General features: G+C 63.7%; 8 protein-coding genes. 7 read left to right on the forward strand and 1 reads right to left on the reverse strand.

The window, feature by feature from the left end; translation table 11 throughout:
- Positions 1-114: 114 nt before the first annotated feature.
- Positions 115-2,262, forward strand: a complete 2,148-nt coding sequence (locus M2333_RS00785; protein ID WP_264610518.1) for a ParB/RepB/Spo0J family partition protein — start codon at positions 115-117, stop codon at positions 2,260-2,262.
- A 63-nt stretch (positions 2,263-2,325) separates the two neighbouring features.
- A complete protein-coding gene (locus M2333_RS00790; protein WP_264610519.1) occupies positions 2,326-2,475 on the forward strand; it encodes a hypothetical protein in 150 nt (49 codons plus the stop codon).
- 77 nt (positions 2,476-2,552) lie between these two features.
- Here the strand turns inward: M2333_RS00790 and M2333_RS00795 are convergent, their stop codons facing one another.
- Complete coding sequence (locus M2333_RS00795) at positions 2,553-3,044, reverse strand: MucR family transcriptional regulator (RefSeq protein ID WP_264610520.1); 492 nt, start codon at positions 3,042-3,044, stop codon at positions 2,553-2,555.
- Between the two features lie 237 nt (positions 3,045-3,281).
- On the opposite strand from M2333_RS00795, the gene M2333_RS00800 reads away from it, so the two are divergent.
- From M2333_RS00800 to M2333_RS00820, 5 genes are all read left to right on the forward strand, one after another.
- The gene (locus M2333_RS00800; protein ID WP_264610521.1) at positions 3,282-7,640 is read left to right on the forward strand and encodes a strawberry notch family protein; all 4,359 of its coding nucleotides are present in this window, start codon (positions 3,282-3,284) and stop codon (positions 7,638-7,640) included.
- A gap of 14 nt (positions 7,641-7,654) precedes the next feature.
- Entirely contained in the window at positions 7,655-8,707 is a 1,053-nt protein-coding gene (locus tag M2333_RS00805; RefSeq protein WP_264612530.1) for a toprim domain-containing protein, read from the forward strand.
- Between the two features lie 306 nt (positions 8,708-9,013).
- Positions 9,014-9,940 carry a DUF2493 domain-containing protein gene (locus M2333_RS00810; RefSeq protein WP_264612531.1) on the forward strand — a complete coding sequence of 309 codons (927 nt, stop codon included), beginning with the start codon at positions 9,014-9,016 and terminating at the stop codon, positions 9,938-9,940.
- 386 nt (positions 9,941-10,326) lie between these two features.
- Positions 10,327-11,181, forward strand: a complete 855-nt coding sequence (locus M2333_RS00815) for an HNH endonuclease (RefSeq protein WP_264610522.1) — start codon at positions 10,327-10,329, stop codon at positions 11,179-11,181.
- 306 nt (positions 11,182-11,487) lie between these two features.
- Positions 11,488-11,808 (forward strand): DUF736 domain-containing protein, encoded by a 321-nt coding sequence (locus M2333_RS00820; RefSeq protein WP_264610523.1) that lies wholly within the window; start codon positions 11,488-11,490, stop codon positions 11,806-11,808.
- Positions 11,809-12,003: the final 195 nt, after the last annotated feature.

Genomic DNA, 12,003 nt, shown 5'->3' on the forward strand with positions numbered 1-12,003 from the left:
TAATCGCGCAGGGCCTGCCTGTGGCAGGCCTTAGAGGAAGAGGGAAGCCGGGGGCTTCATGACGGGTTGGGAGCCGGGAGAGAGTCTTACGGCGGTCCGTCATGGAGAACTCCCGTGGCAAAAGCGCCTCAAAAGATCACTCTCAGCGGTTCGCGCGACATTCCGTTCGACCGTCTGATCCTTTCCCAGTCCAATGTCCGTCGGGTGAAAGCGGGCGTGTCGATCGGCGAATTGGCCGACGATATCGTCCGGCGCACGCTGCTCCAAAGCCTCAACGTCCGGCCCATTCTTGATGAGAAGGGCCAGGAGACAGGGCAGTTCGAGGTGCCGGCCGGTGGCCGGCGTTTCCGCGCGCTCGAACTGTTGGTGAAGCGCAAGCAACTCGCGAGGGACGCGCCGATTCCCTGTGTCGTCAAGTCGGCCAATGATAGCGTGTCGGCCGAAGAGGACAGCTTTGCGGAGAATACGTTCCGCGAGCAACTCCATCCGCTCGACCAGTTCCGCGCTATGCAAGCGATGGTCGACAAAGGCCAAGATATCGACTCCATCGCTGCGCATTTCCTCGTCACTCCGGCGGTGGTGAATCAGCGCCTGCGCCTCGCGAAGGTCTCGCCGACACTCCACGACGTGTATGCCGAGGACGGCATGACGCTCGAACAGCTCATGGCCTTCTCGGTCGCCGAGGATCATGCGCGCCAGGAACAGCTGTGGGAGCTGCTTACTCACAGCTACAACAAATCGGGCGCCTATATCCGCCAGAAGCTCACCGAGGACACGATCCGCGTCGCCGACAAGCGCGTGCGATTCGTCGGAATCGATGCCTATGTCGCGGCGGGCGGCAGCGTGATGCGCGATCTGTTCGAGGAGGACGATGGCGGCTGGCTCACCGATCCGGTCCTGCTTGACCGTTTGGTGGGCGAGAAGCTTAAGGCACAAGGTGAAGCGATCGGCGCCGAAGGCTGGAAGTGGGTGACGACCGCGATCGACCTGCCTTGGAGCGTGACCGAGGGCCTGCGGGAGATCGATGGCACAGCCCACCCCATGAGCGCCGAGGAGGAAGCGCAACTCGCCGCGCTCAAGGCAGAGGCTGAGGCGATCGAGGAAGAATGGGCCGACATGCCCGGCGTTCCCGAAGAGATCGTCAAGCGCATGGATGTTATCGACGCGGCGATCGGCGTGCTGGTCGACCGGCCGATGACATTCGATGCAGACGAGGTGGCGCGGGCTGGCGTCTTCGTCTCGATCGAGAGCAATGGCTCGCTCTGTATCGAGCGCGGCTATGTCCGGCCTGAGGATGAGCCAGCGGGAGAGGCCGACGAAGGAGAAGATGTTGCCGGTTCTGAAGCTGCACCTGTCGAAGGCGACGAAGCCAAGCGCGAAGCCGTGGCCGGTTCGGCCGCTTCCGAGGTGGTGTCGATCGGCGCGGCCTCTGGCAGCGTCGAGGATGAGGATGGCGAGATCCTCAAGCCCTTGCCTGACCGCCTTGTGGCTGAACTCACCGCCTGGCGTACGCTCGCTCTGCAGGACGCCTTTGCGCAGGACTCGGCGACGGCCCTCTGCGCGGTCCTGCACGCCTTCGTCCTCGCCACCTTCTATATGGCAAGCCGAGAGTCCTGCCTCGAAGTCTCTCTGCACAAGGTGTCGTTCGGGTTCGCGCCCGCGGCCCTACGTTGCAGCGCCCCAGCCAAGGCGATCGAGGAGCGTCACAAGCGCTGGGCCGACCGCCTGCCGGACGATGAAAAGGACCTATGGGACGCACTGCTTGCGTTCGATGGCGCGGAACAGGCGGCGCTGTTTGCCCATTGCGTTTCGCAGTCGGTCAACGCCCAGCTCGAAATGGTGCCGAAGTACGATAATGGCCGCATCTCGAAGTACAGCATCGAGCGACGCATCGAGCATAGTCATGTGTTGGCGCGGGCGGTCGGACTCGACGTGATTGGCGCGGGCTGGAAGCCAACTGTTGAAGGCTATTTCCGCAGCGTGACCAAGCCGCGCATCCTCGCCGATGTGGCGGAGGCCAGAGGCGCTAAATTTGCCGAGATGATCGACCATTTGAAGAAGGGCGACATGGCGAACGAGGCCGAGCGGCTGCTGGAAGATGCCGGCTGGCTGCCCGAGCCGATGCGGACGCCTGCAATGCTTGACGCGCTTGCCTCCGATCCGGAGGTGCAAGCAGAGGCTGCCACCTTGCCGGCTTTCCTCGACGAGGAGGAACTGGTGGACATTGAAGACGATGGTGAGGCCCTCGCGGCGGTCGCGTGAGAATCGAACGGGGCGACACGGGTCGCTCCCCGGCCATCATTCCTGCTCGGTTGATCCACATCTGTGGTCACCGAGCCCGTCGCGATCATCGATGAGGCGCGCGATAGCGGTGTCGATCGCCGCTCGTTCCTCATGTCCAGCGACGACTGTGGGTCAGCCCATCACGGGCTCGTGATTCACGCCGTCGACCATCGCGAGATGCCCATGGGCTGATGCACTATCGAGAAGCCCGCCGCGGCGCGACCGTGGCGGGCTTTCTACACGCCCCGTATCCAGAGCCGGCGATAATCCTATGCCGTGGTCTCGGTGGACTTTTTGCGAGGGCGACGCGTCACAGGTGCCTTCGCTGGCTTTGGCGCTGGAATGGCTGCCTCGACCTTGGGCTTGCGGCCCAGCCCTATCTGTTGTGCGAGCGCGCGGCGCTGCTTGGCATAGTTGGGGGCGACCATCGGGTAGTCGGCCGGCAGGTTCCATTTCGCGCGATATTGCTCGGGGGTGATTTGATAGTGCGTCATCAAGTGACGCTTGAGCATTTTGAGCTTTTTGCCATCTTCCAGGCATACGATATAGTCGGGCTTGACCGACGCGCGCACCGAAACCGCGGGCACTTGTTTGGGTTCTTCGACCGACGGCGCCTGACCCAGTGTGCTCAGGGCGGCATGCACATTCCCGATCAGTATCGGCAGGTCGCCGACCGCAACATTGTTGTTCGATACATGCGATGCGACGATATCGGCAGTCAGCGAAATAAGGACGGTGTCGGCTTCGACTGGAACGGTCATGGAAGTCTTTCTGTTGCGCAGGCGGATATAGTGGGACCGGTCGCATGCGGTGGCGCTTGATACTTTTCCGTCGGATAGCGCAGCATTCAAGTTCGGGCCAGTATTTACGCATCGTTCGGCCCGCATAGCGGCACGAAGGTCGAGAGGGAGAGGCAGGGCGGGAGCGGGGGAGCCAGCCGGGCTGAGAGAGAGCGTCCGCTGGCCCGTCCTGTTCTCGCTCTTCCGGAAACCTATCCTATGACCCAGCTCCTGTCCGACGCTGCGCTTTGCGCTGCGCGTTCCTCCACCGCGTTCGGCTTCGCCGACCGTGCGGCGGCCATCATCACTGCCGCCACCGCTCTGCTGCCCAGCCTCGAAGCGGGGCGTGCGATCGATGCCGCAACGCTGCGCTCCGCCATGACCGGGGCATTCAGTTCCACCGATGCGCAAGGAGGTTGGGACTGGAAGACCGCCTACGACGCCTGCGAAGTGGCAGCCTTCCTGTTCCTGCGCAAATATGCTGTGGCGGTCTCGGCCCGCTCCGCGCCCAGCGAGCTGCTGCTGATCGAGCGGATCGCTAAGCTGCTGCCAACCCACACGCGGCGTTCGGAGACCTCGCAGGCCTTCCAGCAATTCTCGACGCCTCTAGGTCTCGCCTTCGTCGCCGCGACCGCCGCCGCGCTGCGCGCCAGCGATCACGTGCTCGAACCGTCCGCCGGCACCGGCATGCTCGCCATCCATGCCGAACATCGCGGCGTGGCGATCACGCTGAACGAGTTGGCTGAACTGCGCGCCGAACTGCTTGGTCGCCTGTTCCTGGGCGTTCCCGTGTCGCGCCACGATGCCGCGTCGATCGACGATTACTTGCCCACCGCGGTCCGGCCAACCGTGGTGCTGATGAACCCGCCTTTCTCGGCAGTGGCCCATGTCGATCGCGCCATGAAGGACGCGGCGCTGCGCCATATTGCCTCGGCGCTGGCACGGCTCGAGCCGGGCGGGCGTTTGGTCGCGATCACTGGGGCAAACTGCTCGCCCAATGCTCCGGCGTGGCGGGACAGCTTTGTCCGCCTGCAGGAAACGGGCCGCATTGTGTTCACCGCCGCGATCGACGGTAAGGTCTATGCGAGGCACGGCACGACTATCGACACGCGCCTCACCGTGATCGACAAACTTCCCGCCGACGATCCCACGGTGTTTCTAGCCAGCGGGGACATCGCACCCGACTGCGCGACGTTGCTTAATTGGGTGCAGGCCCAGGTGCCGCCTCGTCACCCGACCACCCCGGCGCCGTCCGCCGCCATCCTTCCGATCGCCGCTGCGTGTGCCCCCTCTATGCGTAGCCCCCTGAACTCCGCCCTGGCCGATCCGTCCGTTGCTATTGCGCCGTCAGCGAAAGCCTGCGAACTGACCTATGAGACGGTGGACTGGACGCCACCCGCCGACAGCCTCGGCGAGGGCATCTACGAGCCCTATGCGCTTCAGTCGCTGCAAATCGCAGGCGCGGCCCCGCATCCCACGCCACTGGTCCAGTCCGCGGCGATGGCCTCGGTCGCGCCGCCCAAACCGACCTACCGGCCGCATCTGCCTCCGCATCTCGTGACGCTCGGCATATTATCGGACGCGCAGATCGAGTCCGTTATCTATGCTGGCGAAGCGCATACCGGTTATCTGTCGGGCGCCTGGACCGTCGATGCGACCTGCGATGTCGTGACCGCCGCGCCGGAGGGGATGGACGATGCCGCCCGGTTCCGCCGGGGCTGGTTTTTGGGTGATGGCACCGGCGCCGGCAAAGGCCGTCAAGTCGCGGCGATCATTCTTGACAACTGGCTGAAAGGCCGGCGCCGTGCGCTGTGGCTGTCGGTCTCAGATCGCCTTTTGGAGGATGCGCAACGTGACTGGTCGGCGCTCGGTCAGGAACGTCTGCTGGTCACGCCGCTTTCGCGCTTCCGTCAGGGCACCGACATCCGGCTCGAGGAAGGCGTGCTCTTCACCACCTATGCGACGCTGCGCTCGCAGGAGCGTGGGGGCAAAAAATCACGAGTCGATCAGATTGTCGAATGGCTGGGCTCCGATTTCGACGGGGTGATCGTGTTCGATGAAGCCCACGCCATGGCGAACGCAGCCGGCGGCAAGGGCGAGCGCGGCGATGTCGCCGCCTCGCAGCAGGGCCGTGCTGGCCTTCGCCTCCAGCACGCACTGCCCAACGCCCGCATCGTCTATGTCTCGGCGACTGGCGCGACCACGGTGCAGAACCTCGCTTATGCCCAACGCCTGGGTCTGTGGGGCGGCGATGATTTCCCGTTTGCGACGCGGGGCGAGTTTGTTTCCGCGATCGAGAATGGCGGGGTTGCCGCGATGGAAGTGTTGGCCCGCGACCTCAAGGCACTTGGTCTCTATGCGGCCCGCTCGCTGTCCTTCGACGGTGTGGAATATGCCATGCTGGAGCACAAGCTCACCCCGGAGCAGGTCCGCATCTATGATAGCTATGCCTCAGCCTTCGAGGTGATTCACAACAATCTCGATGCCGCGCTCGAAGCGGCTGGGGTCACGAGCGCGACGCACGGCACCTTGAACAGGCAGGCGAAGGCACAGGCCAAATCCGTCTATCAGGGGATGCTCCAGCGCTTCTTCAATCATCTCATCACCAGCATGCAGACGCCAGCCGTCATCGCCAGCATCGCGCGGGATCTGGCCGATGGTCACGCCGCCGTGGTGCAGATCGTCTCGACCGGCGAGGCCATGCAGGAGCGCCGCCTCGCGGAGATTCCGACCGAGGAATGGAATGATGTCTCGGTGGACATCACGCCGAGGGACGGCGTTCTCTCCTACCTTCAGCACAGCTTTCCAGTGCAACTCTATGAGCCTTTCACAAACGGCGAGGGTAATCTGTCGTCCCGGCCGGTCAGCAATGAGAATGGGATGCCCGTGCTCAACCGCGAGGCCGTCCGCCGCCGCGAGGCGATGATCGAGCGCCTCGCAGCCCTACCGCCGGTGCCGGGTGCGCTCGATCAGATCGTCCAGCATTTCGGGACAGGCATGGTGGCCGAGGTGACGGGGCGGTCGCGCCGGGTGGTGCCGAGGAAGAGCGACGACGGCGCGGTGCGCTTCGCCGTCGAGAGTCGCCCGGCATCGGCGGGGCTCCACGAGACCGACGCCTTCCAGAATGACGCCAAGCAGATATTGATATTCTCCGAAGCCGGCGGCACCGGGCGATCCTATCATGCGGATCTGGGATGTCGGAACCAGCGTCGGCGTATCCATTATCTGCTCGAAGCGGGCTGGAAGGCCGATGCCGCGATCCAGGGCTTCGGGCGGACCAACCGCACCAATCAGAAGCAGCCGCCGCTATTCCGGCCGGTCTCAACCGATGTGAAAGCGCAGAAGCGCTTCATCTCGACCATTGCCCGGCGACTCGATTCGCTGGGTGCGATCACGCGCGGCCAGCGCCAGACCGGCGGTCAGAACATGTTCCGCGCCACCGACAATCTGGAGAGCTGGTATGCCCGCGATGCGCTCCGCCAGCTGTACCGCCTGCTCGCACACGACAAGGTCGAAGGCTGTTCGCTCGCCCAGTTTGAGGCAGCGACCGGGCTGTCGCTGCTCGATAGCGAAGGTGGCTTGCGCGACGAACTGCCCGGCATCAACACCTTCCTCAACCGGATGCTTGCGCTGACGGTGGCGATGCAGAACCTCCTGTTTGATGTGTTCGAAGGGCTACTCACCGCCCGCATCGAAGGCGCGATCGCCAGCGGCAGCTATGAGCTTGGGCTGGAGACGCTAACGGCCGAGAGCTTCCGCATCGTCGGGCGCACGCCGATCTATACGCATCCGGGCACCGGCGCGCAGACTGCGCTGCTGACGATCGAGCGCAAGGATCGATTGACGCCCCTGTCGCTGGCCGACGCGCTGGCGCAGGCCGATGACCGGGGGGCGAAGCTGCTCATCAATGCCAAAACGGGTCGGGCGGCGATCCAGCGCCGGGCGCGCAGCGTCACTGATGATGACGGCGCGATCCATCCGCGCGTGCGTCTGGTTTGGCCGCTGGCCGACAGCGTGGTTCCTGTCGAGACGCTGGCCGTGAGCCAGTGGGAGGAAGCGCAGCGCGATGTGTTCAGCGCGGCCTGGTCTACCGAACTGGCGGAACTTCCCGTGCATCAGCTCTCGACGATCCACATGGTCTCGGGGTTGCTGCTGCCAATCTGGAAGCTGCTCCCCGACGAATCGACCCGCGTTTATCGGCTCCAGACCGATGACGGCGAGCGCGTGATCGGTCGCCGGGTGTCGCCGGCCTGGGCCGCGCGGGTTGCCAATGACGACGGGCCAGTGACGCTGACCGGCAAAGATGCGTTCGCCATGCTGATGTCCGGCGAAACCGTGCTGATGCTGGCGGACAATCAGAAGCTCCAGCGTGTCCGGGCCATGAACGACTGGCGGATCGAACTCACCGGCTTCAACGATCTCGGTATCGAGCGGCTGAAAGCCATGGGCTTGATCTCGGAGATCGTCTCGTGGAAGCTCCGGCTTTACGTGCCGACAGGGGCTGTCGGCGCGGGCGTGCTGGAGCGCCTGTTCGACCGGTTCCCGATCGAGAAGCTCTCATCGCGCAAGGCTGCCTGAGGAGCCCCATGTCGATGCAAAGCCCCGCGACCCTCATTGCCGACCGTCTGGCTGAGCATGCCGAAAGCGTTTGTCGGCGCTATCTCTCCAAAGGCCACAAGGAGGGCCGTTACTGGCTGGTCGGTGACGTTCGTAACACGCCGGGGCGTAGCCTCTATGTCCGCCTCCTCGCGTCCCCCGATGGGCGGGGGGCAGCGGGCAAATGGACCGATGCCCAGAGCGGCGATCGTGGCGACCTGCTCGATGTGATCGCCGCGGCCTGTGGGCACCGCACTCTGCGCGAGACACTCGACGAGGCCCGGCAATTTCTGCGTCTGCCGATACCTCCATCCTCCGATGAGGGCGTGCGATATCGGCAGACCAAGACGTCGACCGGTACGCCGGAGGCGGCGCAGCGGCTTCATGCGGCATCGCGGCCGATCATGGGCAGCCTTGCACAGCATTATCTGGCCGGTCGTGCCATTATCGATCTCATCGGCTGCGAGGCGCTGCGCTTCCATCCCTGCTGCTGGTATCGGGCATCGCAGGGCGATGAGCCCGACGTCCGCCCGGCATGCCCGGCGATGATCGCGGCCGTCACGGATCTCGACGGCACCGTCATGGGCGTTCATCGCACCTGGCTGGCGCTGGACGGCTCCGACAAGGCAGCCGTCGCTTACCCCCGCCGCGCCATGGGGCATCTGCTTGGCAACGGCGTGCGGTTCGGGCGGGCCGGACCCGTCATGGTTGCGGGCGAAGGCATCGAGACCATGTTGTCGCTGCGTCAGGTGATGCCGGCTCTGTCGGCGATTGCGGGACTGTCGGCCGCACACCTCGCTGCCATCCTGTTCCCGGCAGGTCTGCGGCGCCTCTACGTCGCGCGCGACGACGATTCGGCTGGTGCGGGGGCGTTGAGGACCCTGACCGAGCGGGCGATCCCGGCGGGGATCGAGATCGTGCCACTCGAACCCCGGCTCGACGATTTCAACAGCGACCTGATGGCCTTTGGTCGGGCGAAGCTGGCCGAGACGGTCCATGCCCAGCTTCGGGCCGTTGATGCCGGGCAGTTCCTGATCTCCGGGGCATAGGCCGGGACGGCACTGTGCTCCTGCCTGCTCGGGCTCCATTTCTCCGCTTGCCAGAGGGGCCGCGCGCTCGGCCTTCGTTGGAGGGGCGACTGCGGCAGGCGCCCCGGGGCGGCAATGCAGGGCTTGCGGCTATTTTCCGCCGGGGCAGTGCCCCTTTGCATCGCGAAGCAAAATAGCCTGATCCCGACATCCTCCGCTCGCACTCCGGCCGCGCCACGAGGGCGCGGTGCAGCCCCGAACCACCCGCCGCCGGGCGTCGCCACGAAGGCCGCGAGAGGCGCGGCGCTCAAGGCACGGAGGTTCATGATGAAGCCCGAACAAGAACAGGAAGCCCAACCCGGCTCGACCGCCTATTTGCTTCAGGAAATGCAGCTTTATGGCTATCGCCCCTATGAGGATGAACCCGATCATCGTCCGCTCCCGGACGCCCGGATCGCAGCCGGTGCGGTCGCTGACATGTTCGATGCGATGGTGTCCTGCCTGATCGACACGCGGATCGAACCCGATCTCGAAGACCTGCTCTGGAGCATCGTCAATGTCTTCCAACGCGCCGGCGATCGGGTCGAGCGCGAGCTGGATGACAATGAGCGCGCGCAGAAGCGGATGCAGCGCGAACAGGATGGCAGTGAGGTGAAGTCGGTCGAGTTGGAACGCACCACTGCCGAAGGCATCAGCATGATCGAACGCCGCGACACGATGGAGTTCTTCCGCGACGCCGCCGCCGACCAGTTCCGCCTCCATATCCGCAAGCCCTGGCTGCCGCGTTCCGGGCCGATGGTGAACCATAAGGCGCTGACATCAGCTGTACTCGACAGTCGGAGGATGATCGACAAGCGGGGCCATCAGAAGCAGCGTGTGCTCGATCCCGATGGTGACCGTATCGCCTTTAGCGGTGGCGCCGATTGCATCGACCACGAACTCATCTACGCGGTGCTGGACAAGGTTCATCGACAGCTTCCGAATCTGATCCTGATGCACGGCGCGACACCGACCGGAGCCGAACGCATCGCCGCCTGCTGGGCGCGGGACCGGTCTGTGCCGCAGGATCCCTATAAGCCTGATTGGGAACGCCATAAGAAGGCTGCGCCGTTCAAACGCAATGATGCGATGCTGGAACGGATGCCGAGGGGCGTCATCGTGTTCCCGGGCACCGGCATTCAGGACAATCTTGCCGATAAGGCTCGCAAGATGGGGATCCGCATTTGGGATTTTCGTGACCGGCGTCGAACCTGACGGCACCGCGATCGTGACGTCCTAAATCCAGTGGCGCGTTCGTCAGGCGCAAACAGTCGCTCTCCGTCGCGAATTTGCAGTGTTGCTCGCCACGGCAGTCTTTCACATAGCCGGTCGGGAAATGCTTCGTGTCCTGTATGATCCTGCCGCTGATCAGAACATGGCCATCATGGGTCCCAGTCCTGCACATCGATACGGGACATCAAAATGCCAGTTTGCCCATGTGGCACAACGCGTTTGCCAAGATGCGGAAGATTCGGTGCGCAACCGCGCTGAAACAAGGGATGTGGATCAGGGGCAACCACACATACACCCTGACGTGGCTATGTACTCTTATGATGGTCCGGGCTCACCGATGTTAACCCGGGTCTGTTAGATACAGACGCATGACGAAGATCGAGCAAATTCGGCCCAAAACAAAAGGCCTCGTTCACGACCTGGTCCGCGAGGCAGGCCTTGATGTTTCAGATTGGTCAAACGGAAAGCGTGGTGGGGCAGGGGCCCGCGCAAACCCCAAATATTGCTATGAATGGGTCTTCGTCGAGCCCGGGCGCGCGATCGTTCTGAACCTCTGGCATGTGCTGCTGCAGGAGGACGCCGACGGTCGGATTGTGCATCGCGGTAATTTTCGTGAGGATGCGGCCATCCAATTCGCGAATGGACACGGCAACCCTTGGGGCCGCCGCGCTCGCAAGTTGGATGAGGCCTTGCAACGGGTTTATCACGAAGGGCTGGCGATCCGGGTTATCCTCAATGCTGGGAAACGTCGCGAGCGCGACGATCCCGATGCCAAGGCCTCGCAGGTGACCGAACGCGAACTCGATCCTGAGCCCTGGACCCTCGTATCGTACGACGGCACGACCGGCGCGCATCTGCTGGTTCGCGGCGAGGCGGGTCCGCGTTTCGTCGACCAGTTCGCGCATGTTCACAGGGAGGATGGAGAAGGCGCGCGGCGGCAGCGCGCGGGGCTTGTGTATGTGCGTGATCCGAAAGTGCGACTTGCGGCGCTCGAACGGGCTGCGGGCCGCTGCGAACATTGTGGCGCGACCGGTTTTGTGCGTGCCGACGGTGCGATCTACCTTGAGACGCACCACATCATCCCCTTGTCGGAAGATGGCCTCGACACGGTGGCGAACATCGTCTGCCTGTGTCCCAATCATCATCGTGAGGCCCATTTCGGAGCGGAGGCGGCACAGTTACGGAAAGACTTTCTAAACCGAGCGTTCAGCCTCAACATCTGACGACCGAGGCAGGTTCGGTATCATATTGCGGTGGAAAGGTTGTGAGAGGATGGGCGGCGTTAGGCAAGCAGGCTGGCCTCGAAGTTGAATAGCCGGCGAGATGCGCTTTGGCCGCCAGATTGGTTGCCCCCCCCCGGTAGCACGAAGCCACCCCTCACTCGTCGCCTGAATACGAGCCTCGGCAGCCTTATTCCGTCAACCCCGCAAGGGGGTTCCCCTCCGCTGTGCTTCGATGACGTCGGCAACCGGGCTCTCCTTTGGGCGCCATCGGGGATGGTCCCCGAGCAACCGAAGGAGTTTTTTGACATGGCTACCACAGTCGCAAATCTGACCGTCAAGGGTGACAGTTTCGAAGGCACGCTCGCCACGTTCACCGTCAGTGGTCCGATCTCCATCATCCCCAACGCCCGCAAGGCGAAGGAATCCGAACCCGACTACCGGATCATTAGCCGCAAGAATGGTTTTGAGCTGGGCGCCGGCTGGATCAAGTCCTCACAGACAACTGGTGCCGACTACATCTCGGTGGTGCTCTCCGCGCCGGAGTTCGGGACGATCTACGGCAACATTGCCAACGCGCCGGGCGACGATCCGACGAAAAAGGTGATCATCTGGAACGCGCCGGCCTGATTGGCCAACGACGGCCCCGCCGATAGGCGGGGCCGCAATCTCGTCATCGCTTATGCACTAATATCGGCAGCTATTGCGGACGTTCTGGACAGGCAGCTTTCGGGCAGCGATCGAGACAAAGCTGACATTCGATCGCGATGATCGCATCGGCGGCATTCGACTAGCGTCGTTCGCTCGGCCCTCTAAATTTTACTT

Origin of the sequence: Sphingobium sp. B11D3B (assembly GCF_025961735.1) — a bacterium.
GTDB lineage: Bacteria > Pseudomonadota > Alphaproteobacteria > Sphingomonadales > Sphingomonadaceae > Sphingobium.

What these genes read in the sequence shown, in the direction of transcription:
- M2333_RS00795 (WP_264610520.1), bottom strand. Translation starts at nt 3,044, where the DNA reads ATGACCGTTCCAGTCGAAGCCGACACCGTCCTTATTTCGCTGACTGCC.
- M2333_RS00800 (WP_264610521.1), top strand. Translation starts at nt 3,282, where the DNA reads ATGACCCAGCTCCTGTCCGACGCTGCGCTTTGCGCTGCGCGTTCCTCC.
- M2333_RS00805 (WP_264612530.1), top strand. Translation starts at nt 7,655, where the DNA reads ATGCAAAGCCCCGCGACCCTCATTGCCGACCGTCTGGCTGAGCATGCC.
- M2333_RS00810 (WP_264612531.1), top strand. Translation starts at nt 9,014, where the DNA reads ATGAAGCCCGAACAAGAACAGGAAGCCCAACCCGGCTCGACCGCCTAT.
- M2333_RS00815 (WP_264610522.1), top strand. Translation starts at nt 10,327, where the DNA reads ATGACGAAGATCGAGCAAATTCGGCCCAAAACAAAAGGCCTCGTTCAC.
- M2333_RS00820 (WP_264610523.1), top strand. Translation starts at nt 11,488, where the DNA reads ATGGCTACCACAGTCGCAAATCTGACCGTCAAGGGTGACAGTTTCGAA.